The 26,857-nt window shown below is 26.0% G+C and carries 31 protein-coding genes; 6 read left to right on the forward strand and 25 right to left on the reverse strand.

The genetic code is table 11. The features are described from left to right. Window positions 1-30: 30 nt before the first annotated feature. From CRIB_RS06955 to CRIB_RS06965, 3 genes are all read right to left on the reverse strand, one after another. The gene (locus CRIB_RS06955; protein ID WP_180701668.1) at window positions 31-954 is read right to left on the reverse strand and encodes an alpha/beta fold hydrolase; all 924 of its coding nucleotides are present in this window, start codon (window positions 952-954) and stop codon (window positions 31-33) included. Window positions 955-1,306: 352 nt separating this feature from the next. Continuing rightward, window positions 1,307-3,292, reverse strand: a complete 1,986-nt coding sequence (locus CRIB_RS06960; protein ID WP_180701669.1) for a sensor histidine kinase — start codon at window positions 3,290-3,292, stop codon at window positions 1,307-1,309. 149 nt (window positions 3,293-3,441) lie between these two features. Further along, the gene (locus CRIB_RS06965) at window positions 3,442-3,699 is read right to left on the reverse strand and encodes a Mor transcription activator family protein (protein WP_180701670.1); all 258 of its coding nucleotides are present in this window, start codon (window positions 3,697-3,699) and stop codon (window positions 3,442-3,444) included. A gap of 158 nt (window positions 3,700-3,857) precedes the next feature. On the opposite strand from CRIB_RS06965, the gene CRIB_RS06970 reads away from it, so the two are divergent. From CRIB_RS06970 to CRIB_RS06985, 4 genes are read left to right on the forward strand one after another with little or no spacing between them, the layout of a single operon-like run. Further along, on the forward strand, window positions 3,858-4,073 hold the full coding sequence (locus CRIB_RS06970) for a DUF1659 domain-containing protein (protein ID WP_180701671.1): 216 nt from the start codon (window positions 3,858-3,860) through the stop codon (window positions 4,071-4,073). A gap of 20 nt (window positions 4,074-4,093) precedes the next feature. Beyond that, window positions 4,094-4,327, forward strand: a complete 234-nt coding sequence (locus tag CRIB_RS06975) for a DUF2922 domain-containing protein (protein ID WP_180701672.1) — start codon at window positions 4,094-4,096, stop codon at window positions 4,325-4,327. A gap of 54 nt (window positions 4,328-4,381) precedes the next feature. After that, window positions 4,382-4,528, forward strand: coding sequence for a YvrJ family protein (locus CRIB_RS06980; protein WP_180701673.1), 147 nt, complete (start codon window positions 4,382-4,384; stop codon window positions 4,526-4,528). A 6-nt stretch (window positions 4,529-4,534) separates the two neighbouring features. Next, window positions 4,535-5,062, forward strand: coding sequence for an N-acetylmuramoyl-L-alanine amidase family protein (locus tag CRIB_RS06985; protein ID WP_180701674.1), 528 nt, complete (start codon window positions 4,535-4,537; stop codon window positions 5,060-5,062). A gap of 199 nt (window positions 5,063-5,261) precedes the next feature. Here the strand turns inward: CRIB_RS06985 and CRIB_RS06990 are convergent, their stop codons facing one another. The 6 genes from CRIB_RS06990 to CRIB_RS07015 form a co-directional block, all read right to left on the reverse strand. After that, window positions 5,262-5,426: a hypothetical protein gene (locus CRIB_RS06990; RefSeq protein ID WP_180701675.1), complete on the reverse strand. Its 165-nt coding sequence runs from the start codon at window positions 5,424-5,426 to the stop codon at window positions 5,262-5,264. 249 nt (window positions 5,427-5,675) lie between these two features. After that, window positions 5,676-6,515, reverse strand: a complete 840-nt coding sequence (locus CRIB_RS06995) for an ATP-binding protein (RefSeq protein WP_243633483.1) — start codon at window positions 6,513-6,515, stop codon at window positions 5,676-5,678. Further along, window positions 6,403-7,356: a DnaD domain protein gene (locus CRIB_RS07000; RefSeq protein WP_180701676.1), complete on the reverse strand. Its 954-nt coding sequence runs from the start codon at window positions 7,354-7,356 to the stop codon at window positions 6,403-6,405. Before CRIB_RS07000 ends, CRIB_RS06995 begins: the two co-directional genes overlap by 113 nt. A 44-nt stretch (window positions 7,357-7,400) precedes the next feature. Then, the gene (locus CRIB_RS07005) at window positions 7,401-8,336 is read right to left on the reverse strand and encodes a YqaJ viral recombinase family nuclease (RefSeq protein WP_180701677.1); all 936 of its coding nucleotides are present in this window, start codon (window positions 8,334-8,336) and stop codon (window positions 7,401-7,403) included. A gap of 578 nt (window positions 8,337-8,914) precedes the next feature. Further along, complete coding sequence (locus CRIB_RS07010; protein WP_180701678.1) at window positions 8,915-9,712, reverse strand: phage antirepressor KilAC domain-containing protein; 798 nt, start codon at window positions 9,710-9,712, stop codon at window positions 8,915-8,917. 163 nt (window positions 9,713-9,875) lie between these two features. After that, window positions 9,876-10,061, reverse strand: coding sequence for a helix-turn-helix transcriptional regulator (locus CRIB_RS07015; RefSeq protein ID WP_180701679.1), 186 nt, complete (start codon window positions 10,059-10,061; stop codon window positions 9,876-9,878). 375 nt (window positions 10,062-10,436) lie between these two features. Here CRIB_RS07015 and CRIB_RS07020 point away from each other — a divergent pair, with 375 nt between their 5' ends. Next, window positions 10,437-10,838 (forward strand): helix-turn-helix domain-containing protein, encoded by a 402-nt coding sequence (locus CRIB_RS07020; RefSeq protein ID WP_180701680.1) that lies wholly within the window; start codon window positions 10,437-10,439, stop codon window positions 10,836-10,838. A gap of 29 nt (window positions 10,839-10,867) precedes the next feature. Next, a complete protein-coding gene (locus tag CRIB_RS07025; protein ID WP_180701681.1) occupies window positions 10,868-11,308 on the forward strand; it encodes an ImmA/IrrE family metallo-endopeptidase in 441 nt (146 codons plus the stop codon). A 225-nt stretch (window positions 11,309-11,533) separates the two neighbouring features. Here the strand turns inward: CRIB_RS07025 and CRIB_RS07030 are convergent, their stop codons facing one another. From CRIB_RS07030 to CRIB_RS07105, 16 genes are all read right to left on the reverse strand, one after another. Beyond that, window positions 11,534-12,355 carry a delta-lactam-biosynthetic de-N-acetylase gene (locus CRIB_RS07030; protein ID WP_180701682.1) on the reverse strand — a complete coding sequence of 274 codons (822 nt, stop codon included), beginning with the start codon at window positions 12,353-12,355 and terminating at the stop codon, window positions 11,534-11,536. Window positions 12,356-12,608: 253 nt separating this feature from the next. After that, window positions 12,609-13,355, reverse strand: a complete 747-nt coding sequence (locus CRIB_RS07035; RefSeq protein ID WP_180701683.1) for an FAD-binding oxidoreductase — start codon at window positions 13,353-13,355, stop codon at window positions 12,609-12,611. Window positions 13,356-13,598: 243 nt separating this feature from the next. Beyond that, window positions 13,599-15,005: an MATE family efflux transporter gene (locus CRIB_RS07040; protein ID WP_180701684.1), complete on the reverse strand. Its 1,407-nt coding sequence runs from the start codon at window positions 15,003-15,005 to the stop codon at window positions 13,599-13,601. 10 nt (window positions 15,006-15,015) lie between these two features. Continuing rightward, entirely contained in the window at window positions 15,016-15,447 is a 432-nt protein-coding gene (locus tag CRIB_RS07045; RefSeq protein ID WP_180701685.1) for a MarR family winged helix-turn-helix transcriptional regulator, read from the reverse strand. Window positions 15,448-15,744: 297 nt separating this feature from the next. Further along, complete coding sequence (locus tag CRIB_RS07050) at window positions 15,745-15,930, reverse strand: (2Fe-2S)-binding protein (protein ID WP_180701686.1); 186 nt, start codon at window positions 15,928-15,930, stop codon at window positions 15,745-15,747. Between the two features lie 80 nt (window positions 15,931-16,010). Beyond that, window positions 16,011-17,033 carry a DUF4097 family beta strand repeat-containing protein gene (locus tag CRIB_RS07055; RefSeq protein WP_180701687.1) on the reverse strand — a complete coding sequence of 341 codons (1,023 nt, stop codon included), beginning with the start codon at window positions 17,031-17,033 and terminating at the stop codon, window positions 16,011-16,013. Further along, window positions 17,026-17,193 carry a hypothetical protein gene (locus tag CRIB_RS07060; RefSeq protein ID WP_180701688.1) on the reverse strand — a complete coding sequence of 56 codons (168 nt, stop codon included), beginning with the start codon at window positions 17,191-17,193 and terminating at the stop codon, window positions 17,026-17,028. Before CRIB_RS07060 ends, CRIB_RS07055 begins: the two co-directional genes overlap by 8 nt. After that, window positions 17,136-17,738: a DUF1700 domain-containing protein gene (locus CRIB_RS07065; protein WP_180701689.1), complete on the reverse strand. Its 603-nt coding sequence runs from the start codon at window positions 17,736-17,738 to the stop codon at window positions 17,136-17,138. The genes CRIB_RS07060 and CRIB_RS07065 overlap by 58 nt, the downstream gene beginning before the upstream one ends. Before the next feature lie 12 nt (window positions 17,739-17,750). After that, a complete protein-coding gene (locus tag CRIB_RS07070) occupies window positions 17,751-18,059 on the reverse strand; it encodes a PadR family transcriptional regulator (protein ID WP_180701690.1) in 309 nt (102 codons plus the stop codon). Window positions 18,060-18,748: 689 nt separating this feature from the next. Further along, the gene (locus tag CRIB_RS07075) at window positions 18,749-19,255 is read right to left on the reverse strand and encodes a ferritin-like domain-containing protein (protein WP_180701691.1); all 507 of its coding nucleotides are present in this window, start codon (window positions 19,253-19,255) and stop codon (window positions 18,749-18,751) included. Between the two features lie 513 nt (window positions 19,256-19,768). Continuing rightward, complete coding sequence (locus tag CRIB_RS07080) at window positions 19,769-21,280, reverse strand: bifunctional metallophosphatase/5'-nucleotidase (RefSeq protein WP_180701692.1); 1,512 nt, start codon at window positions 21,278-21,280, stop codon at window positions 19,769-19,771. A 120-nt stretch (window positions 21,281-21,400) separates the two neighbouring features. After that, a complete protein-coding gene (locus CRIB_RS07085) occupies window positions 21,401-22,663 on the reverse strand; it encodes an ABC transporter substrate-binding protein (RefSeq protein ID WP_180701693.1) in 1,263 nt (420 codons plus the stop codon). A 14-nt stretch (window positions 22,664-22,677) separates the two neighbouring features. After that, window positions 22,678-23,973: an MBL fold metallo-hydrolase gene (locus tag CRIB_RS07090; RefSeq protein WP_180701694.1), complete on the reverse strand. Its 1,296-nt coding sequence runs from the start codon at window positions 23,971-23,973 to the stop codon at window positions 22,678-22,680. Then, window positions 23,957-24,775 carry a carbohydrate ABC transporter permease gene (locus CRIB_RS07095; protein WP_180701695.1) on the reverse strand — a complete coding sequence of 273 codons (819 nt, stop codon included), beginning with the start codon at window positions 24,773-24,775 and terminating at the stop codon, window positions 23,957-23,959. Before CRIB_RS07095 ends, CRIB_RS07090 begins: the two co-directional genes overlap by 17 nt. 8 nt (window positions 24,776-24,783) lie before the next feature. Then, window positions 24,784-25,665, reverse strand: coding sequence for a carbohydrate ABC transporter permease (locus CRIB_RS07100; RefSeq protein WP_180701696.1), 882 nt, complete (start codon window positions 25,663-25,665; stop codon window positions 24,784-24,786). Beyond that, entirely contained in the window at window positions 25,665-26,735 is a 1,071-nt protein-coding gene (locus CRIB_RS07105) for an ABC transporter ATP-binding protein (RefSeq protein WP_180701697.1), read from the reverse strand. Before CRIB_RS07105 ends, CRIB_RS07100 begins: the two co-directional genes overlap by 1 nt. Between the last annotated feature and the right edge of the window lie 122 nt (window positions 26,736-26,857).

A 26,857-nucleotide genomic window follows, 5' to 3' on the forward strand; every position in this document is an offset into this window, starting at 1 on the left:
ATACAATATAAATTTTTTCTACTCTTTATTTTATTTATTGTAAAATTCCAAAACTTTTTCAATATAAGGATTAAATATTTCATCTTTTTCTATGTATATTTCATGTTTTGCATCTTCAAATTTTATAAATTCGCAATTTTTAGCTACGGATAAAAATTTATTATGACCTTCAGGCTTTACAAATGTATCTTTTCCTGCTTGGAATAAAAGCACATCTGCCTTTATATTTTTTATATTTTCTGATTTTAAAAGTTCTTTAATACCTTTAAATGCTTGATTTAACCAGTTAAAAGAACCACCTGAAGTTTGTAACTCTTTGTGTTGTAATTGTTTATTAAAATATGAATCATATCTTTTTTGTGAGCTAGTTGCAGCGTTTCTAAAATCTGGCTTACAATTAAATGGCCCATGTCCAAATAAGTATTTATCACCCATACCTATTGTACAAAATACTTTTGCTACTATCTTTGAAACTATTTTAGGATACTTACCAGTATCTATTTCCATCATAGGACAGTTTAAAATTGCTTTTTCAAAATAATTATTATATTTTTCTAAAAATAAAGCTCCGATAGCACCTCCCATAGAATGTGAAAATAAATATAATTTTCTATCATTCAAATTAGGAACAACTATACTATCTAAAAATGTCTTTAAATCCTTAACATAATAGTTAAAATCTTCAACATTCACTTGACTATTATCTATTCCAAGTCTTCCTGATTTACCATGTCCTCTGTGGTCTATTATATATACAGAATAATCATTTTTATTAAATATTTTTATAAGTTCTCTATATTTTTCACTACTTTCACAAAATCCATGAGATATAACAATTACATCTTCACTATCTTCTACTTCATAGCTTTTGTAATAAATTTTTATGTCTTTTTCGCCCATAAAAAAACCATCTTCATATATTACATTGCCTTTTATACTCTTAGCTTTACTCATACTAATCTCCTATAATATAATTAATATTACTATAATTATAACTAAATTTGCTAGTATACACAATATAACTGTTTATATAGATACAAATTTACTTCATTAACTTACAAAAATGGATTAAAAAGTTTATAAAAGTTTCACTAAACCTAAGTTAAATATCATCAAAACACTTTAAATCATGTGTTATCACCATTTTTTATGTATCCAATTACTTTATACAATACTCAAACTCTTTTATACACTTAAAAATAATTTATTGATATTACTTATATTAAGAAGTTATTTACATTTTTTAAGTATTATAATATCCTTAAACATAAAAGGATACCATTTTATAGTATCCTTTTATGTAACATTAATTTTCTTTTGTATCTACATCTGACATTTCAAGTTTTACAATTTGTTGTATATCTTTTATTTGTAAGTTTTTAAAGTTTTCTTCTACCATATATATAGGTAATATAATTTCAAATTTACTACCTTTATTTACTTCACTATATACATTAATTTTTCCACCGTGAAGGTCTACTATTTCTTCAACTATACAAAGACCTATACCACTTCCTTCTTCATGTTTCTTTAATGTATCCGAAACTTGATAAAATCTATTAAAAATTTCATTTATTTTATCTTTTGGTATTCCCATTCCATTATCTTCTACGCTTATAAAAACTTTATCATTTTCCCTTTTTATATATACATAAATTGATCCACCTTTGTGTGTAAATTTTATTGCATTAGATAAAAGATTAAGTATAACCCTTTCTATTTTATCCTTATCTATTGCGGTTATTATTTCTTCTTCTTCTGTATCAAATACTAAGTCGATATTTTTATATGTTGCATAATCAACACTAGCTAAAACTATATCCTCTACAACTTCTACTATATTTATATTTTCTAAATTTATTTCATAGACTCCCTGTTCAAACTTAGTTATATCTATAAGATTATTAACTAACTTTAATAATCTGTTTGAATTTTTATTTATTTGTTCTAATTTACCTAATAGATATTTATTATCATAGTTATTAGTATTTATTTTAAGTTCTGCTACCTTGCTTGTACTTAATATAACATTTAATGGAGTTCTAAGTTCATGACTCATATTTACTATAAAGTCAGTTTTTAATTGTTCCCTTTCTTTTGCTCTTTCATAAAGTTTTTTATTTTTATTTGATTTTTTTATTTCTATTATAAATTTATATACTACATAAACTACTATTAAAATCAATAAACTAAATACTATACATACTGTTATCTTAAGTGGCTTAGGTAATAAAAGTGCATATTTTGGTTTATTTAATAATTTACTATCTTTTGGCATTTTTAAAATATCTATATTATAGTCATATATTTGTTTATAATCAAATATATACATTCCACTAGACTTTGGTAATATTCCCTCTTCTATTTTATTTCCCTCTAATATATTACATATTTCTTTAGCAACATAACTACCTTGATGTTCTCCTATATCTACAAATCCTCCTATTACACCATTAAAAACATATGCATAGTTATTTGTATATATAGGATTGTCAGTTATTGTTTTTATATCATTAACAATGTCTTTTAATTTTACATGTGATTTATTACTTTTATACATAAACGTCCCTGTAAGAACAATAGCTTGATTTTTATCATTAATTTTTTTTAACTTATTTTGTATATCTTCAATATAATTAGATTGTATAAAATTAATTTTTACAGGTCTAAAAAATAAAGATTTAGATGATTCTACTCTTTTCTTTATTACATTTGAATAAATAAATTCATCAATTATAATATTTATGGTATCAATATTAGGTTGAAGATATAATATCAAATTAAATAATTGATCTGTATTAGCTTGTAATATCCCGGTTATGTATTTTTTATATTCTCCTGTAAGTTCAACAGGATTATTTACTCCTGTAAATAATATTTGCTTATGATATAACACACTTTGTGAATTTAGTACTTTTGATTTTACAAATTCAAATGCTCCATCATCTATAGCAAATACTATATCTATATCTTTATATTGATACTTTTTATTCAATAAGTCATTAAAAGAATCTAAATAAGCTTTATCATTTCGTTTTCTTATATCTAGATATTCTAAATCTATATTTAGACTTAAGTCTTTTGGCTTTATTTCTTTCAGCTTTTCTTCAAATCCAGTAATTATATGATTTTCCCATTCATTTTTAGAATCATACGAGTTTATAATTAATATATCCAATGTTTTATCATTATTTCCTAAAATATTATATGCATATATTGAAGTTGTACTATTTAGAATAATTATCATGAGTATAATTATAATAGTTACATAGTTTAATAATCCTTTCTTCATTTTTGTCTCCCTTATATTGCTTTTTTAGATTATTTCATTATTTCTATTATAGTCAATAATTCAATTATAAACTTATGTTAAATTATGGTAAAGTACTGATTTCTAAAAATAATTGCAATAAATAAAACCGTTGGATATATCCCAACGGTTTAACTCTTTTCACCAACAATCCTCCTAACTCTAACCACACTAATACCAAACCTTCTCGCCATCTTCTTATAATCACCGCAAAAACTTTCCCTAATAACCCTATCCCTAACAGGCTTAGTTATACACCTTTCACTAGGAAGATAAATACTAGTCCCACCAGCACACTTAATAAGACTTCTAAAAGCATCAATACCAATAGCCAAAACCACACTCTTTAAATTCTCAGGCACGTCATCAATAGTCAACTTATTAATCATAAAACCACCTCCATACCTTAATATTTCAATATCTTTACTACCTTTACCTTTGTCAAAAATTTGTAAACTTCTTTACTATATTTTAATAACCCTTATCAAATATACTTAACTTAAGATTTAGCTAATAAATCTAAAAAATTTAAAAGGAGGTGGGGTAAATGGCAATTACAGAAGCTAAAAACCCTTCAAGTTTAAGAATAAAATTAGATTTAGGAATGGTTGATGGTAAAACCAAAACTAAAAGTAAAACTTTCTCAAACCTAAAACATGATGCAGCAGCTCAAGATATATATGACGTTGCCGAAAGCTTAATGGCTCTACAAGAGTATACTGTTTTAGAAACAGCAAAAATAGATAACACTACACTTTTATAAAATTTTAGGAGGAATATATTATGGATACTAATGTTAGCAAAAGATTAATTATGACTTTCAAAACTACTGATGACAAATCAGTTTCTTTATCAATAGATGACCCAAGAGAGGATATAACTGAAGAAGAAATAAAAACTGCTATGGATTTAGTAGTTTCTAAAAACATATTTGCCCCAGGTGGTTCTGATATTTTTAAATCTGTTAGTGCAAAGGTGGTTGTTACAGACACTACTGGCTACGATTTAGTTATATAAAAGATTTAAAGGTCAAGTTTATGCTTGGCCTTTTGTTATATAAGGAGGAAATTTATGAATTCAGATATACAAAATATTATAGCTTCTGTTGGTTTTCCAATTGCTCTTAGTATGTATTTACTAATTCGTATTGAGGGAAAGCTTCAGACTTTAACTGATAGTATTAATGAATTATCTAAAAATATTATAAGTATGAGGTGATAGTTGATGAAATTTTACTTAGACTTTGGCCATGGTGGTAAGGATAGTGGTGCGGTTTCATTTAATGGTACTTTTGAAAGTAATGTTGTTTTAAAGATTGGTTTAATTTTAAAATCTATGCTGGAAAGTTATGGGCATACGGTTATAACTACAAGAATTGATGATACTTATTATTCTTTAAGTTATAGAACAAATAAAGCTAATAGGTATAATTGTGATTATTTTATTAGTTTACATATGAATTCTTTTTCTAATAGAAATGCTCGTGGTTGTGAGGTTTGGGTTTATGATAAGTCTAGTAGGCTTTATAATACTTCTCAAAGTGTTTGTGATAGTTTGTCTAAGGCTTTGAATACTCCTAATAGAGGTGTTAAGGTTTCTAAGAGCTTTACTGTTTTGAAAAAAAGCAAGATGCCGGCTATGCTAGTTGAGATTGATTTTATTTCTAATTCTATTGTTGAGGATGTTTGTTCTAGTTATGATTATTGTTATGTTGTTGCTAAAAATATTTGTAATGCCTTGTTAAAGCTATAAATATACACTGTCGGTTTTCCCGACGCCTACTTTAAAAGCTAGTTTTATTAACTTACTTTTATTTTATATTTAAGATAAATAAATTATAAATTTAACTTTTTAGTTTATTTTTTTAGTTTATGTAGTATAATATAGATATAGATTAAATCAAAAAAGAAACTACAATCTAGTGGGATAGAGTAGTGGTTTCTAGTATAGACTATTTTTTAGAGAATTTGAACTTCACTTTAAATTCAAATTCTAAACCACTTTTTCTATTGGCACTAGAAGAGTGGTTTTTTATTTTATCATATATGTAATTAGTAATCAAACCAATACATACAGAGCTTATAGCTCCAATAATAAAATCAATTATCAGCTCCATATAGAATACACCTCCTTCCTACTTACTGTAGGAACTAGGACTATATGAAACCACCACTCATAGATTGTAGCTTCTTCTGTTGTATTATATCATATAAAAGTTATTAAATGTAAAGTTTTGCATAAGTTTAGTATATATTCACTAAAATTTTACTATATGATTAACATGTCAGTATATTTTTAATTTGAATAAACTGTATAAATATACCCCGTCGGTTTTCACGACACCCAAAAAAGCTAGTCAAACTGACTAGCTTTTCCCATACATCCTATAATTTAACCTCCTCCCATTAAAACCTACCACATACCCACAACTCATCTCATAAAGCCTGCTACCAATCGCCTCATCAATACTAACAATCTCATCAATACTCTTCTCACAACTAACAATAACAGGCAACCCATTTAAATACCTATAATTAATAATCTCAAATATAATATTAACATCACTCCCACTAATACTACCCTTAAACAAATCATCAATCAAAAGCACCTTAGCTCTCTTAAACTTATTCATAACCTTTCTGTAATACTCCTCATCCATCATATTTTGCTTAAGACTTATAATATTATCTCTGTAAGGCATATACAATACTCCAACTCCCTTTTCCATAAGAGAGTTGGCTATTGCCATAGACAAATGTGTTTTACCACTTCCAACTTGTCCAACAAATATTATAGACTTATTTTTACAAGACTTATCAAAGTTTTTTACATATTCCTTGGCTTTACTAAATGCTTCACATACTTCCATATTGTATGAGTAATCAAAATTATCGAAATTCTTTTTTCTAAATTCTTCGCTTATACCACTATTTAATAATATTTCCTCAGCTTCACGAACACCCTTACAAGTACATGGTATCGCTTCATTATCTTTTAATATAAATCTTAAATCTCTACACTTTAAACATTTATATTCTACTATTTCATCTTCCTCTGATTTTAATATATTCTTACTATCTAGCCCTGTATTTTTAGTTACTTTCAAGTAGCTCTCTGACCCTTCTAAGTTGTTCTTCGGTAGGCTTTTGATAAGTTGACTCATCCTCATTTTCATATTCTCTGGCATATTTAGATTTTCTATCATTTAATTGTCCCCCTTGGTTTAATTCATATGCTTTTAAATCATCATAAGTTTTTATATTGTTATTTAGCCATTGTCTTATAATTCCACCAATGTAGCCTTTGTTGCATTTTCCCTTGTCTGTTGCTATTTCTATGGCTTTTTTAAAAAGCTTTAAATCTATCTCTTCACTTATATTAATTATCCACTCATAAGCTACTCCATTTATAAGTCCAATGTTTTGTTCATATAATTTTGCATACTTACTTACATTGGATGATTTTAAATCTTTTTCTTTATCTATATCTTCTTCTTTATATTCTTCTTTATCTTTTTCTTCTTCTTGTCCTAAATTTTTAAACCTATCGGTATACGACTCGTTATACGTATCGTTATTTGTTTTATTAATTTCGCATAAATCCTCTATATCATTACTATTTTCCTTATTTAGATAACTTTTAAATATATCTTTTATATCTTCTTTTTTAATACCTTTGCTGACATATTCTATAAGAGATATATCTGAAACTTCCTCTAATTCTTTTTTAACACAATCAAGCATTGGCTTACCACTTCTATCTAAATTGTATTTTCCCCAATTTTTTAGCGCAATCTCACGAGTATAGGTATTGTACTTTATAAGTTTGTGGTGATTTTCAAATCTATCCATCAAAGAGTTTATACTTTCTATTGAATATCCAAGTTCAAAACTCATTTGCTTTTTAGTTATTTGATATATTCCAATTTGAGTTGTTGCTGGATTAGTTAATAAATATATAAAGAAAAATTTATCTTCTGGTGTTAATTCTTCTATAACCTTTGCATCTTGCCAAAAGGCGGTGTGTAGTTTTCTAAATATAGCCATAATGTCCCCCTTAATTTAACTTAAATAATATAAATTTAAACATTTTAATTCACTTTAAATACCCTAGTTTCTGTCGTTTTCATATAGTCTTTAACTATATCTGGAAAATCTTCTTTTAATCTCTTAGAATCTATTGTATTTCTACTTTGCCACTTCCAAGTTATTTTTCTATCCCCAATAAAAGCCACTTCATGATCTTTCATTTCCTGTTGTATTTCTTGTTCTATTTTACTTTTTTCTAATTTTATTTCCTTTAACATATCATTTAAAGTATCTAGCTTTGAAAGTTTCTTACTTTCTATAAATAAATTTAATGGCTTTTTTTCTATATTTTTATATCTATTTTTAAGAAATTTAGAATAATCCTCGCTTCCATCAGGAAGTGGTATATCCTCTCCTAATATGTATTTATTCCAAAACTCTTCTTCCTTTTCCATAATATAATCAATAAGCTCTTGATCTCTGTCTAATTTATATATTTTAATTTCTTCATTACCAATTAATGCACATACATAACAATGACTTGCTCCTGTTACAGCCATATAGTGATAACACTGTATTTGGTAATGTATTGGAACTTCTTCACTCCATTCTTTTTTACAATAACTATTAGTTACCACACATTCTAAAAATGCATTTTCTGAAACAACTACCTTATCTAAATTTGCTATGGCATAAGGATACTTGTGATTCCTAAGCATTCCATTTAAGTTTCTTACCTTTTTACCTGTTTGGTTACAAAATTCTTTAGCTACAAAGTCTTCTAATTTTTTACCTAAAATCATTTTCATATTAGTTTTGATTTCTATATTTTCATCTATTTTTTCCATATATACATTTACACTACTTCTATATGGATTTAAATTTAATATGCTACTTGCATCACTACCCCCAATTCCATTTTTTCTTAGTTTTAACCAAGTTTCCTTTGGCATATTTAAAGTGTTATATTCTATATTTGCATCTAAATATTTTCTCATATAATCCCCCTATTTAATCTAATATCTTAAATATTTCATATTCATTATTAATCTATTAAAAATAATAAACAAAGTTTTTAACTAATCTAACTCGTTGTGCTAGTTAAATGTGATTATTGAAAACACTAGCGCCTAGTAAACTATATTTTTATAGTTCAAAAACTTTATATAGTAATTTCAATATGTTTAGTAAAATTACCCTAGTAAAGATTAAATGTATAAGCTAAACCCACATTTGAGCAACGGATTTATCGTTGGCGCTATGAGATATCTATATCTTTATATTNAATTTTATAGATTGGCGCTATGAGCAAAGCGAATTTTAAGCAACGGATTTATCGTTGGCGCTATGAGCAAAGCGAATTTTAAGCAACGGATTTATCGTTGGCGCTATGAGCAAAGCGAATTTTAAGCAACGGATTTATCGTTGGCGCTATGAGCAAAGCGAATTTTAAGCAACGGATATATCCAAAATACTTAGCCAACACCTTGCTCAAAGTAAAAACAAGAATATATCGTTGGCGCTAATTTTTAAGCTTTGAGAAAAGCTTATACATTATCATCGAGCATACTTAAAATTAATGTAAATATCCACTTTCAAGTATTTTATCTATAAAATATTTTTGCCCTTTCCCTGTTATAAGTGGCTTTGTAGAAAGAATTTCTCCATTTTCAGTTTTAACTACTTTTTCATGTAACTTAAATAATCCACTTTCAATATAAATTTGCTTAGGAGTATTTTTATCATCACCCTTACTTATAAAATATCCATTCTCCCTAAACCATTTATACAATCTATTTCTTCCCATATTAGTTTTATTGCTTATTATTTTTGCATATTGACCTATTGTTATAGCTCCCTCTGTATCTTCTATTATTTTACCTAAATTCATATATTCTTCATTTTCAATTATTACTTTATTTAATGCATTTACTTTTAATCTTTCATTTTTTAATCTTTGAGCTAAAGATATTATTAAATCTGGATTTTCTAACATTTCATCTATAAGATTTTTTTCTATATATGCACCATGCTTTCTAATTGAAGGAATAACTTCATCACATACCCATCTTTCAAATTTACACGCACTTTTTAATTTTGACTTCATTATTAATCTGTATAAGTTTCCTTCATCAATAAACTTCTTTTTATACATTTGAGTTTTTAAACTTGCTCCATTTCTAGTTTTAGAAGTAACCCCTACTTCATGAATTATTATACCTTCTTCTTTACAATGTCTAATTATTGCATCCCTAGGATTTGAGTATCCTAATACATTAGCTATACTATTTGCATCAAAGTATTCTTTGTTATTTTTAACTATTACTAAAATATCCCCAAATAAATCATTTCTAAATAACTTTAAACTTTCCATTTTTACCTCCTATATGTGGTTACTTTTTATATTTTTATTATCTTTGGTAACTTGAATTTAAATAAAAAATCACCTTTGCTTAAGCGACATATAATCGAATCATTTTTAGCATATCCTTTGCTTGAACCAATGTGTCGACAAATCATTTCAAACGAAGTGAATTTTATTCTTTAAATAAGTAATTTATATCACTTTGTAGTATGTTAGCAACTTCTATTGCTTCATATACTTTAAAGTAATCTAAATTCTTTTCTTTTTTTATATACGTTGATGTTGACATATGAAGTAAATGTGCTAATTCTTTTTGAGTTAGTCTTCTACTTTTTCTTGTAAATTTTAAATTATTCATACTCTTCCCCCTTTTTATTAAACTTTTGGTTACTTATCTTGATTTAAGTATATAACAAATTTTGGTTACAAATCAAGAGTTTTTTATGTTTTTTGGTTACTTTTTTTAAATTTTGGTAATTTAATGGATAAAATATAACCATTTTAATACATTTTATATACTATTTATCACATTTTTAAGCTATAATTAAATTACGATTACTACAACAAAGGTTAGATTTAGTAGTCGAACTTATAAAAGTTTGTAACTTTAATCAATATCTATTTTATGAGTTCTAAGATGAGTATTGATTTGAGGTATATTACATACGTTTATTATTAAGTTCAATTACTATAATATAGGGTTAATTTAAAATATAATAAAGGTGGTGAATATATGAAAACTTTAGGTGAGAGATTAAAAGATTTAAGAAAAGAAAAGGGATACACCCTTGAACAAGTTGCCCAAAAATTAAATACAACCAAAGTAACTATATCTAGATATGAAAATAATTTAAGAGAACCAAAAAGAGAGACTATAAGTCAATTTGCTAAATTATTTAATGTATCTACTGATTATTTACATGGTCATACAAACGATAAATTTACTTTAACTAAACAAGATAAAATTGATATAAAAAATTCATTAGAAAAGATTAAATGTGATTTATCTACTGATGAAACTATTTTATTTGATGGTGAACCAATGTGTAAAGAAGCAATTGAAAGCTTACTTACAGCTATGGAGGTTGGCTTATCATTAGTTAAACAAAAACAAAAAAGGGACAATAATATATAGTTTAGCGAACTTAGGGGGATATATTTTTTATGTTTATAAGGAATAAAGTTAAGGAAGTAATATCAAAATTTGGTACTAACAATCCTTTTGAAATAATTGATATTTTAGATATTACTTTAGTTATTTATCCGCTACATAATAGTATTAACGGATTTTTTCAAGTAAAAGATAATTATCCAATAATCTATATAAATAGTAATTTATGCTATGAAGAAAAAATAATGACTGCTGCTCACGAACTTGCTCATTATTTTCTTCATAAGGGTATTAATGCTTTTGCTTGTCGTGGGTTGAGTGGTTCTTATATTAAAAATAAATATGAGCGTCAAGCTTATATTTTTGCGGCTGAACTTTTGATTGATGATAATATTTATAAAGTATATCCTGGTGAAAGTGATGCACAAATTGCATCTCGTATTGGAGTTCATCCTTGGTTATTTGATCTTAAATTTAGAGAAAAGCTTCGTTAATGATAAACTTTTAATTTTTATAATTCAAGGTAGTAAAATACCCTGTCGCGTTTTTTGACAGGGTATTTTTAATAAATATTAAATCTGTCATTATTAAAGTTTTTATAATATATATGCTTTAATAATAATACTTCATTAAGTAAAATTATTTTATTGTTTAAAAGTAGCATAAATAATAAAATAATTTTATAATCTAGAAAAATTTATTCATATTTTAAATCTTATTTAAGGCAATAAATAAAATTCATATCCAGATTTTCTTGCTTCATCTATAACTTCACCAAGTATATCTGCATTAGTTTTAGATATAGCATGTAAAAGTAATATAGAACCATCATGAAGGTGTCCTAATATGTGTTTTTTAGCTTCTTGTGGTGAAGGCTGATTACTAGGTTCATAATCTCCATAAGCAAAACTCCAAAACACAGTCTTATAACCTAAATCTTTAGTCATGGCTAAACTTTTTTCAGAATACTGCCCCATAGGAGGTCTAAAAAACTTAGGAATATCCTTTCCCGTTAGTTCTTTAAATTTATTTTCAACATCAGTAAGTTCTTTATTAAAAACATCAGTAGAATAAGTAACACTTGGCATTGAATAATGATGATTAGTATGATTAGCTACAATATGCCCTTCATCTACCATTCGCTTTACAGTATCAGGAGAATAAACAATATAATGAGAAGTAACAAAGAAAATAGCCTTTACATTCTTTTCTTTTAACACATCTAAAATTTGTTCAGTATATCCATTTTCATACCCCTCATCAAAAGTTAAATACAACGATTTAATATTTGGTGTTTTAGGACCATTATAAATGGCATCATAATCACTTAATTTAAAATTTAACTTATCATTAATCTCAGGTGTTCTAAATTCATTATTGGGTATAAAGAACCAGTTTATACAAGTATTATCTAAACTAGTCGCTTTATTTTCTAGTTTTTTATTATTTATACCATTATAAATATTTGTACTGACTTTAGAACAACCATGTAAGGAAATACATAAAGATAATATAAGTAAAATAGATATAGATTTTTTCAAAAGCAACACCTTCTTTATAAAAAAATTAAATACTTATATTAATTATGTTTCCATACAATAATTTCATTATAAGTGGAAAATTTATTAACTAATAACTAAAATTAACTCGTTGTGCTAGTTAAATTTTTCAATAATAAAACTTCGCTTCTCTTGAGCGACGCGTGGGCGAAATACTTCATTTTTGAAACACTATTTTTGTATTTATATATATTTTGACTAAATCTGATATAGTTTTTTATTATAATATCTATATTTAACTAAATAACTCATAATATATAGACTCTTCTTTAACACCTAAATCAATTAGATTACTTTTAAGAGCTTTCATAAATGCAGGTGGTCCACAGAAATAAAAATCTCCATCTAAAGGTAAATTATTTCTTATCCATTCCTTATTTATACGACCAGTAAAATCATAATCTATGCCTTCTTTATCATCTTTTAAAGGATTTGAATAAAAAACTGTATTACTTAAATTTTTATACTTACATATCATTAATACATCATTTTTAAAAGGATGTATTAATGAATTTTGAACAGCTTGAACAAAGTATATATTATCTCTTTTCTTAGATTCTTCATAAAGCATTGAAAGTAGTGGAGTAATTCCTATTCCTGCTGATATTAAAACTAATGGTCTATTTTTAGAACTTTCTTTAATAGTGAAAACTCCAGCAGGCTCCATTGCCTCTATTATATCACCTATTTCTAAATTATCATGTAGATAAGAACTTATTAATCCGTTTTCTATTTTCTTTACACTTATTCTATACATGTTTTCATTTGGAACCATTGATAAACTATAAGTTCTCATAACCCCTTTATATTTAGGCTCCTCTGTTTGTATTTGAAAAGGTAAAAATTGACCTGGCTTATGCTTTGTTAAGGCTTTGTTGTCCTTATCTTTAAAATAAAAAGAAATTATATCATCACATTCTTTTATTTTATCTACTAAAACTAATTCTCTAAAATTAATCCCATTTCTCTTTACTATACTCATACTCTTCTCCTTTATAAATCTATTTATATATATATATTCTAAAGCTATATTTTAATTATGTATTTTACTTAGTTTTACCAATAAAAATTAAATCAGATGCTTTTATAACTAAATCAACAAATATACCAATAATAAAAGTGAATACATTTTTAAGCATTATAATATCTTTAAACGCAAAAAAAGTAGGAGTAATACTCCTACTCAATTTAATATTTCAAATATATAAATTATATCATCAGCAAATTATAAATCTAACGATATAATCTCTGCTTCTATTTCATCATTTAGTTCTACTTCATCATTTGTTTCTACATTATGTGATTTAACTTCTTTAACTAATAGTATTGCAGTTACTGTAAATGATATAACGTCTGCTATTGGTTGAGCAAACCAAACACCATTTAATCCTAATAGTTTTGGTAATACTAACATCATAGGAACTAATAATATTACCTGTCTAAGTAAGCTTAAAACCATAGCATGTTTAGCTTTACCAATTGCTTGGAAATAATTTGAACCTATCATTGATACCCCTATTAACGGCATCATACTTAAATATTTTCTAATTCCATCTACTGATATACTTACAAGCTCTGCATCACTATTAAACATACTTACTATTGGCCCTGGCATTAATTGAACTATTAACCATCCAATAGATAATCCTATTGTTGCAGCTGCTACACATAATTTAAGAGTCTTATGAGCTCTATCATACTTTTTAGCACCATAGTTAAATCCTACTATCGGTTGAGCTCCTTGACTTATACCAATGATTGGCATACCTACCATCATTATTATAGAGTTTATAGTTGCCATAGCACCTATAGCTAAATCTCCTCCATATGTTCTAAGTGAATTATTACATATTACTTGAACACAACTTGCAGCTATTTGCATTGCAAATGGTGCACATCCTATTGCAAATATAGCAATTACTAAAGATTTCTTTAATTTCAAGCTAGACGTTCTAAACTGTAAGTTAGATTTACCTCTTAAATAATAAGATAATCCCCATATACTAGTTATAAATTGAGATGTTATAGTAGCAATTGCTGCACCTTGTATTCCCATATTAAAATACATTATAAATAAAGCATCTAATACTATATTTGTAAAACATCCAACAACCATTATTGTTGCAGAAAGTCTTGGGTTACCATCTCCTCTTATAAGGTTATTAAAAGTCATTCCCATTAAATTAAATACGCAACCTAATAATATTATGTTTATATAAGCTTTTGCATAAGGTAAGCTACCTTCACTAGCTCCAAATAGATGTAATATTTGATTTCCAAATATTAATCCAAGAACAGATATTAATAAACCTATTATTATAGTTAACATTATTGCATTTCCTATTAAATTTTCTGCTTCGTCTTTTTTACCTTGACCTAATTTTATAGATATATTTGTTGCAGTACCTACACCTATTAACATCCCAAATGCTAATACTATAGTCATAATAGGCGTAGTAACACCTAATCCAGCTATAGCAAGTGGTCCAACGCCTGGAATATTTCCTATAAATATTCTATCTACTACATTATATAATCCATTTACTATCATACCTATTATTGCTGGAACAGAATACTTTATTAGCAATTTTCCTATAGGTTCTGTACCTAAAATTTGTTGATTATCTTTCATTTTTAACCTCCTATTTAATATTTTGACTTATACATATCTTTTTTAATACTGTAAGTAAAACATCTACTTCTTCTTGTAAAAGTTCTTTTGAGATATTTTTTTCCCATTCATATAATACGCTTTTGATATTTTTTTCCATATCTTTTGACTTTTCAGTTAAATATAATTTATAAGCTCTTTTGTCATTTTCATCTTTAACTCTAATTAAAAATTCTTCTTCTTCAAGCTTTTTTATAGCTCTACAAGTGGTACCTTTATCTATCTTTAAATTTTCGGATAATTCTTCTTGACTAATACCATCTTTTTTATATAATTGCATCAAAAACATTATTTGTCCTGATCCAATTCCAAATTTAGAAATTTCTTTAGTTATAAAAGAGCTTCCTTTTCTATGAATTTGAGATATATATCTTCCAATAAGCTCTCTTTCGTTATTTATCATTTCTCCCTCCTTAAGTATATGCATACTTACATCCCCAAACAAAAATAGTTGTTTAGCCAACTACTTTTAGTATACTATTATTTAGTTGTTATTGCAACTATTTTTATACTTTTTAAAATTAAATAATTAACTTTATAAATATGTGTAAGTTTACTATCGTTGTATTAACAAATTTAAATCTATATGCTAAGCAGTCACCTTTTCAATAATAATAACTGTATAAATAAGAAGATATTAAAATTGAATATTAATTAAACAAAATAACCTGTCATATTTTATGACAGGTTATTTATATAATTAGTTATTTTCTTTTAATAATTCTAAAGTTGCTTTTTCTACATTGGCACTACATCTACCACATCCACCGCCAGCTTTTGTAGCTTGTTTAACTGCATCTAAAGAATCTGCACCTTCATTTATAGCTTTTTCTATATCCCCTACTGTTACATTAAAGCAGTAACATAATTTTTGATCTTTGTTCATAATATTTTACCTCCAATTAAATTTATATAACTTTATATACCCCCATTTTTAGATTGTGTAACAATTATTTATATAAAATATTAATTAAAATTTACATTTGAACTTCTTATATTAACAAAGTATTCTGTAGGATTATTTATAAGCGCTTCATTTATCAATCCTTTAAAGCTTCTTTCACTAAATGTATATTCATTATCATTAAAGTTAAAATATTTTTCTAAAGAAGTACCTAAATATTTATTTACACTATAATCATCAAAAGATATACTATTTGAAGTTTTTATGTCAAAATTAAATTTATAATCTAATATAGGTAAATTTAAATCTACTGTTTCATTTGAAGTAATATCTAAATTTTTAGCTATTGGTAAGTTTGTATCTATATCAACGCTATCTTGTGCAAATATTTTAACATTTTCTGGAACTTTAGATTCATCTTTTGCAAAAGTTCCTTCATATATATTTACATAATTAGATTCTATACTTAAATTCTCTATACAATATATCTCGCTAACTTTTAAAGATATATCAGAATTAGACTTTATATTTAAACTTTTTATATTACTATTTTCATTTAATGATATATTTCCATATTGTGTCTTAAAATTCAAATTATTAGCACTAACATTATCAATATATAATCCACCATTATTTGTATTAACATTTATATCTACATTATCAGGAATATAAACTGTTATATCTGAATTATTTGATGTATATAATTCATCTACAAAGTATTTAACTATATCATCTATACTTTTGCCCAAGTCATTATTGTTATTAAGTTCTTCATTTACAGTTAATTCTTTAGCTCCTTCTTTAGTTGTTATTGTACTTAAGTTCTTATTTCCGCTTCTTTCAACTATAATATCTTTTCCATCATATTTCTTTATTATTACATTACTAGTCTTAGAATTTATATTTAACTTAGCTAAATCTATTTGCCCTTTATATAAAATCTCATGTTGATTTAAATTTTCCTGTACTGATTGAGCATCATTTATTAATTTTGGCATTACTTCTATTCCCGACCATATACTACCTACAATACCTGTTATAAGAAGAACTACACCGATACCTGTAACTATACGATTTTTATTCATCTAATTCTCCTCCATCCTTACCTTCCATTATTTCATCACACTTTTCTATTTCTTCCTTCTTTATACTTCCATCTATATATAATTGATTTGTTTTAATCCATGTTACATATATTTTAAATGCTTTTTTTCTAATCTTACAACTGCAATAAATAATTGCCATATTAGTATTTCAAGTCCTATATAAGCTATAAATAAAAATATTATTAACATTTTAACTTCCTGCATTACCTTCATTAAACTAATTGCAAAAGGAGTTCCTATAACTAATGCAATTAACGAGCCTATAAGACTTATTCCCACTCCAATAGTTGAACATAATATAAAAAATGCAAATGGTAATAGTATTATCGTAAGTAGTACTTGTAAAATCTCTATTTTCTTTCTTGATTTTGCATGTTCTTTATCATCTAAATTTACTTTAAATTTATTTAATCCTGATTTAAATTTACCTTTTGCTTCTATAAAAAAGTTTTCTACTTTCCCTTTAACCTTATTTTCACTTTTTATATTACTTTCGGCTAATAGTTCATTTGCAATTTCCTTTGGCGAACCTAGAGATTGAATTATCTCCATCTCACTTTTACCTTCTATTATTCCATCTACGAAGTATTCTTCATAGTCTCTTAATATATCCATAACTTCATCTTCAGAAAAACCTTTCTTAAGATAGTCTCTTAAAATTTCTAAAAAGTCTTCTTTCTTCAATTTAGCTCCTCCTTAATCATTTAAAAATGTATTAACTGCATATACAAATTCATACCATTCACTTTTTAATCTATTTAAGTTTTCAATTCCTTCAGGTGTTATTTTATAGTATTTTCTCGCTGGTCCTTCGTTTGATTCTAATATATAAGTTTCAAAATATCCTTCTTTCGTAAGCCTTCTTAGTATTGGGTATATCGTTCCCTCATTTACTTCAATAACTTTTGATATATTTTGAACTATTTCATATCCATACATATCTTTTTTAGATATTAAAGTAAGGACACAAATTTCAAGAACGCCTTTTCTAAATTGAGTATTCATTAATTACTCCTTTCTTATGTATTTCTTTTTAATTACCTAGTACTGTGTACTACACACTACTTGTTTATTATAATAACACAGTACTGTGCGTTACACAATACCTTTTTATGTACAGTTTTTGGTAATGATAGTAAAATCAATATTATTATATTTATTATTATTGCTATATTTTGAATGAATATTGAAAATGATATAATAAACTTCACAATCGCTATATATTATAAAGTAAAAAAAAGATAGATAACCTAAATTGTATAATCAAATTAGACAAATATATATATACTAAAAAAGACACTTATGATACACTTAGTTAATCGACTAAAACCAACAAAATAAATATCAAAAATGTCTTTTAATCATATTAACATAAATCTGCTAACAAATCTAAAATCAAATTACTATTTATGGTGTAAAATCAAGAGCTTACACTCACAGAATGAAAATTGGAAAAGATGAAAAAATATCGACAAAAACATTATACAAATTAACACCAAATGATGTTATAAAAGAAGCAACTAGATTTAAAATATTACTTCCAGTTGCTTAGTGATTCATAAGTAGTTTGTCTGATTTAAATTGACAATTCATAATTGAAAAAATTAACTAGCACAACGAGTTAAGTTAAATTAACTTTATTTGTAAAATATTTTTGGTTGCACAATAGATTAATACAGTTGATTATGATTTATTTAGCAAAATTTTTTTATAGCAGATTCAAAATACTTTATATGAATCTGTTCATCTAATATAATTCTTTTTAAATTTTCTCTTATATACTTATCATCAATCATGCATATATGATTTTCATAATTATATATAGCTTGATATTCTGATTTTAAATCAGCATTTAACTGATTACATATATTATCTCCATAGTATACAAAATTACCATTCCAATATTGACATGATGTACTAAAAGAACCTCGATAAATCGGTTTTCCACCCAAAAGAGTTATAAGTTGACCTAATATATCTAAATGATGCATTTCTACAATAGATATATTTCTCCACATGTTTGATAAGTACTCAATACTTTTTACCGATTTTAAAGAGTGATACATATATTGAGATACAGCACTAAACTCACTAATAAAACCTGCATAATCATCCATTAAAATTTCTGCGTAATATTGATTTTTATTTTCAACTCTTATTTCAGGATAAGGTTCATTGGCATGATATAGATAGTTAATCATATATACCTCCTATATAAATTTAGGTTTATTAATATTATAGAAAAGAGCTAATTAAGTGTTACATTAATTTATATAAACTAGAATAAATAGTTATCGTTTATAATTCGATTAATAGATAGTACACACTTTTTAGCATTTAAATTTAAAATTTATATTCTCATTGCTTAGTTTTATTTAATTATTTCATTGTTATAATAATAAATTTAACAACTTTCATTTTAAAATTAAAATCATATTTAGCCATAAAAAGCACCCTAATCATTAGATTTTAGTCCAACAATTAGGGTGTAATACAATATCCCCCTACTTTGTCGTTATTAAAATTATTACTAATATCAACACTAAGTTAAAACATAACCAAATAAAAAATTCACTACGCTCAAGCAACATATCGGCGAAACACTTCATGTGCCAATAATATATCCTTGCTACCGCTACAGATACATCCATTGCTCAAAAATATTTATAAAATCAATATTGTATTAAAACATACCCAAAATTAACTATAAGTATTTAATCTATAAAATAATTGTAATTATCATCTACAATAATTTTTTTATGCTTTTGAATATAATCAAGTATTATCTCACTCATATCTAAATTAATTTCCTTAACAACCCTACATCCTTCATAAGCTGGATATATAGACGTATTACTAGCTCTATAATTGTTTAAAACTATAGTATAAGTATCATCCATAGAAATATCCTTACCATCCTTTTTCATATAAACAACTCTATCATAAAAATCTCTTGATAAATCTATCTTATATTCTAATCCTCCATAAGTGTCATAGTTATAGTGTTGAACTTTAGGCACTAAAAAATCTTTATTTATACCTATTTTTTTATCTTCAATAACAAAATAAGTTGCACTCTTTTCTATAGCTTCTTTTAACTGTTTACCTGTAACCTCTAATACTTTTAAAGTATTTGGATATGGATAATTTATTAAAACATCTCTAACTGATATTTTTTTACTAAATCCTATAGCACTATCAAACACTGATAAAGCAGAAAAATCAGCACCAGAGACATCTAACTGAACTTGATGTAGGAAATTTATAAATGGATGACCTTTTAATCTTGCTAAGAATATATCATCAACTCTCATATCCTTATCGAATTCACCGATAATTTTATCTAAGTAAACATCTAAATCTTTTTGTGTTTGAGTAAATATACTTTCTAATTTTTTATCTATCTCATTATTTAACTTACTAACATCTATCAACTCATAAGATATGTCCTTACTTTCTGTATCAATGACTATTTTAGTAAAACTTTGACCATTGTGCATCGGCTGAGAACAAATTACATCTTTTATCTTAGTTATAAATGAACGATGTTGATGACCACTTAATATCATATTTATTGAGTCAAAATTTTCTAAAAGTTCACTTCCTTGGTTTTCTTTCGTAAGAGCTTCTGTTGGAGTCATATGTTCATCTAAACTTTTTTCAAATCCACCATGATAACAAACTATTATAAAATCACATTTATCTTTTAACTCTTTTTCATATTTAGCATATTGTTTAACTATATCTAAAAACTCCAGATTTTTTATATTCACTTCTTGTTCCCAATTTGGTATATAAACCGTTGTAAATCCTATACATCCTATTTTAAAACCATTAAAGTCAAATACTTCATATGGCTTAGTATTAAATGGCAATCCTTTTATATTAGCATTTATTACTTTATCAGAAACTTTATCATATGCATTTGTTAAATATTCAAGTCCATAATTAAATTCATGATTGCCAAGTACATAAACATTATAGTTTATAAATTCTAATCCTTTTATTATAGGATTTTCTTCTATCGCTTGTTTAGATAAAAAATGCGTAAGTGCTGAACCTTGAACTAAATCACCACAGTCAATTTTTAAAGATGCATCATATTTTTTTTCATCATTTAGTATATAACTAGCAATTTTTAAAAAGCCTAGTGGTTGATCATTTACATAATTTGTAGGATAAATATACCCATGTAAGTCACTAGTTTGATATATAACAATTTTCATAACTTTACTCCTTTTATCAAAGTTTGATATTTTAATTATAATTTATACAAAACAGATAATTTATAATCTATAATATAAAAACAGGGCGTTATCCTGTTTTAAGAAACGCCCTAACTATTTTTATTCCCAAATAGACATTAAAGTAGATTTAAATGATTCTAATTTTGATTTAACATCTGGATTTTTCTCTGCTAATATTGATTCTAATACTGTATTTGATTCTCTAAATGCACTATCCATACCTTTTACAAGAGGATTTGTAAATAAGTTTTTAGTTGCATCTGATATAATTGGAGCTATTAAACTTCCTGAATTTTTATATTCATCAGAATTTATAGCACTTTCTCTAACAGGTATATATCCAGTATCTTTAGCCCAAGTTATTTGATTTTCTTTTGTTGTTAAGAACTTTAAGAATTCATATGCAGCAGTTTTTTGTTCAGCTGTAGCACTATTAAATACAAATAAATCTGTACCTTGTTGCATCACTTCTTTAGCTGGATATGGAGCAACACCTATTTCAAACTTATTATTAACACCTTGTTTTACAAAAGTTTCACTTGCATTAGATCCTACAAGCATAGCTATTGTTTCATTTCCAAAAGGAGATGATAAGTATTTGTCTGTTCCTGCTATTCTAAAGTATCCGTTCTTTATACCATCTAAATAATAGTTAACTGCTTTTGTTGATGCCTCATTAGTTGGATCTAATTTTGAATCAAATACTACACCTTCATTTTTTAAGTATGTTGTGTAATAGTTACTTAATGAATCAAATCCCCCAGCAACTATATTTTCTTTATCCTTAATTTCTTTTGCAACTTTTGCAAATTCTTCATATGTTTTTGGAACTGTTAAATTTAATTTATCAAATAAAGTTTTGTTGTACCATAAAACTTCAGTAGACTTATTAAATGGTATTCCATATATTTTTCCATCTAAAGTTGATGCTTCTCTAAATCCTTTTACTATATCATCATAATTATCAAATTTTAAAGTTTCATGTTCTATATAAGGTTTTAAATCAAGAACTAAATTTTCATCTATAGCATTTAAAAGCCAGTCTGGATAAGCTTGTGTCATAGTTGGTAAATCCTTTGGACTTGCTGTTGTTGCTGTTATCTTTTGTTGTAAATCAGGGTAGCTTGATTGATTTTGAAGCGTAACTGTTATATTAGGATTTTCTTTTTGAAACTTATCAACTAATCCTTGTAATGATTTTTCTTGATCACCACTCATTGCGTGCCAAAAAGTTATTTCCACAGGATTTTTTATTTCAGTCACTATTTCTTCATTAGTTGGTGTATCCGATTGTTTTTTTCCTGAACATCCTACCATTAAACTTAGAGATATAGCTAATGGTAATATTTTTTTAAACTTCATTAGGTCGTCCTCCCTTAAATTGTTTGATTTTTCTTTGGTAATAATCTTTCACCATGCTCATTATAAAGTCTCTCTGGTTTATATGAGTGAATTGGTACTAATAACTTTGGTTTAATTAAATCTATTATTTTTATTAAATCCTTTGGATGAGCATGTCCACTACATGATACTGTTATAAATTCTATATTATGCTGTTTAAACCTATTTACAAACGGTTCATAATTTGGATCATAAGACCCTAAAGGTACTGCATTTGAGTGAATGTATATTCCACCAGTTTTTAATTTGTCAAATTGTTTAAGTGAATTTTGATCTAATTGCCACATATACTCACTTTCATCATTTAACAATTCTTCAAATTTAATTTCAAATTTTGGATCTAATCCATAATCTTTATCGTCTAATTTATAATAATATGAATCATAATTAGTAGCTTCTTTTAATACATAAGAATAATACGCATCTAAAACAACTTTTCTAGAATTTGTTTTTATTATATTTAAAATTCTTTCTATATTAGAAATATAATAGTTAAATGTTATTTGCTTATTAGGGTTATTACTTACTATTTCATTAACTCTTTTTATTAAATCTTTTTCATCACATAAATCATTTTCATCAGGTTCATCTTCAAAGTCATTAAAAGAAACTGTAACACCTTCTATTAATAAAACATCACAGTTTTCACTTTCTTTACAAAACTGAAGTGTAGCTTCTTTTCTATAACCATGCAATCTTATATCACCAGTGTATGAAATTACTAAATCGGGTGTTTTAATTAATAATCCACAAGCCCCATAGGCATCATGGTCTACCGGCATTACCTTTACCTTTATTTGACCTATCTCAATTATTTCATTTTCTTTAACTCCAATTATTTCTCTAGTATTAGAGTCTTTTTTGTTATAAAAAGGGAATAAAAAATCATTATTTATATTTAATGTATTAAGTAATGACTTTGTACCTTCTAATGTATATAAAGGAATACTTGGATTTAAATAATTAATAATCTTTGAATGATCTAAATGCATATGAGATAAAAATACCGCAGTATGTTTAAAATTATCTTCACTTGATTTATATCCTTTAAGTTCAATGCCTGGGTCATATATATTATTTAAATAAGGAACTAACTTTTCATCTAATAGTTCTTGTAAATTAGACGGTTGAAATTTAGCACTTGGATCATATTCACTTCCAAAGTCAAAGAATATATGACTATCTTCATATACAACTTCAATAATAGTTCCTCCAATAGTTAGTATTCCGTTATGAAAAGTGATTTTTGTTTTTTTATCCTTTAATACCACTGCTTGCAACTCCTTTAATTATTTCTTTTCTAAATATTAAATATATAATTAATATTGGTACTATAGCTATTGTTGATGCTGCCATTTGTAATTGAACATTTGTACCACTTTCTGTAGCAAATGCACTTAATCCATTACTAAGTAATCTCATTTCCTTACTGTTAGTAACAAGTATTGGCCATAAGAAAGAGTTCCATCCACCTATAAAACTTAATATTCCCATTGTAAATAATGATGGTTTTATAAGTGGAATTAAAATTCTAGTAATAAATTCTAAATCACTACATCCATCTACCTTAGCTGCTTTATAATAAGACATAGGAATACTTGAAATATAACCTCTTAAATAAAATATATAAAATACACTAGCAAGTGATGGAATAATAAGTGCTATATAAGTATCTAATAATCCTAATTGAGCTATGGTTTGATAGTTAGTAAATACTGTAACTTCATACGGTACCATTAGTAATGTAACCAATGCTGCTGATAATATGTTTTTAAATTTAAATTCTAATTTAACTAATGCAAAAGCTGCAAGTACTGATGTTATTAATGTACCTAGTGTTGATATTCCCGCTACAAAAACTGTGTTGAAGAAGTATCTAACAAAAGGTGCTTGCTTCATTGCTTCTCTAAAGTTTTCCCATCTAAAAGACTTTGGAAACAATGTAGGAGGTATACTTGTTGCTTCTTGAAAAGTCATTAAGCTTGATAAAATCATATACAAAAATGGAAATAATGTTATCGCTGCCATAATGACTATAAATATTTTTCCTAAAATTGAACTAACTTTTCCCATATTTTCACCTACTTAGATATTCTCTTTAGTATATAATTTTGAATCATTGTAAATATCAGTATAAGTATAAATAATATAACCGCAGCCGCCATACCTTGACCATATCGGTATTCAACATAGAATTTATTAAATATATAAAATACTGCTGTTGTTGCACTATCTGCAATACCTGCTTTACCGTTAAATATTGCAAATACTTGTGAATATACCTTAAATGCATTTATGAAATTAACCATTAATAAGAATGTAATAATCGGTATCATTTGAGGTAATGTTATTCTAAAAAACTGCTCTGTTTTAGTTGCACCAAACATATCTGCAACTTTGTAATAATTTTTTTCTACATTTCTAAGCCCTGAAATTAATATTATTATATTAAATGCAAGACCTGACCATATACCAAACATAATCAATGTAAACATACTCATTTTAGGGTCATCTAAGAAATTTATTGGTCCTACATTTATAAAACTTAATATATAATTTATAAATCCATAGTCCTTATTTAATAAAAATCTAAATACTATACCTACTGCTATAATACTTGTTAAATACGGTATAAAAAATATAGTTTCAAATATATCTTTGTGTTTAATTTTTTCAAAAATAATTAATGATATAATCATTGCAATAATAACACCTAATGGTACTACTGTAAAAGAATATAATGTCGTATTGAATATTGCTTTATGAAATTTAGGATCACTTAATACAATCTGATAATTTTTAATTCCATTAAACACTAAGTTATTTAGAGTTCCTTTTTCAAAAGATATAATAAAAGTTTTTATTAATGGATATACATGAAATACTATAATTATAATTAACGCAGGTAATAAATATAACCATGCTTGTGGTGAATTTTCTGCACTATATTTTAATTTCTTCATCAGTAAACCCTCATTCCGTCTTCTTTAAATATATAAATGCTGTTATAGTCTATATCAAGTCCAACTTCATCATTTTCACATATACCTTCATTTATATCTGTAATCGCTTTAGAATTTTTGTTATTAATTTTAAAATTTAATATACAATCTTTTCCTATTAATTCAGCAGTTTCAACTTTAACTTTAAATAGTGGTTTATCACTTAAAACAAAATATTCAGGTCTTATACCAACAACATATTTTTCTTCAGTAAAGCTTTGTTTTATTCTATTTTTATTTAATAAACTTAAATCAATAGAAAAATCATCTCCAACTAAAACATTTCCCTCTTTATTCATTTCATAAATATTTATAATTGGATTACCCATAAACTTTGCAACAAATAAATTAGCAGGCTCTAAATATAGATTTTGTGGTATATCAAATTGTTGTACTATTCCTTGATTCATTAAAACTATTCTATCACTTATAGATAAAGCTTCTTCTTGGTCATGAGTTACAAATATTGTAGTAATTCCTATCTCTTTTACTAGCCTTCTTATCTCTTCTCTTATCTTTAGCCTTAACCTTGCATCTAAGTTACTTAAGGGCTCATCTAATAATAAAACTTTAGGACTTTGTACAAGTGCCCTTGTTATTGCAACCCTTTGTTGCTGTCCACCCGACATTTCTCCTGGTTTTTTATTTGCCAATTCTTCAATACTAGTTATTTTCATATACTTTTTAGCGATTTTTTCAGCTTCTTCTTTTGGCTTCTTTTTTTTACCAACAGTTAATGGAAACATAACATTTTCTAAAACTGTCATATGTGGATATAGCGCATAATTTTGAAACACAAGTCCTATATTACGATCTTTAGGATGTTTATTTATAACCGATTCATTATCAAATTTAATATCCCCACTTGTAGGGTCTAGTAAACCTGCTAATAAATTTAATATTGTTGTTTTTCCGCATCCACTAGGACCTAACAAGCAAACTAACTCTCCTTCATTCACTTCAAGATTTATGCTTTTTAATGCTTCATATCCATTATCATAAACTTTTTGCAGTTTATTAATATGTATCATAACTTTTCACCTCTCATAAATATATTATTGCTCCAAACTTATAATCTTATTTATATCTATTTTATAACTTTAAATTTTCTTGTTTCCTTTTGTTTAGTTTCCAATCTATATAAAGATATGTC

The organism is Romboutsia ilealis, assembly GCF_900015215.1.
Classification (GTDB): Bacteria; Bacillota; Clostridia; order Peptostreptococcales; family Peptostreptococcaceae; genus Romboutsia; species Romboutsia ilealis.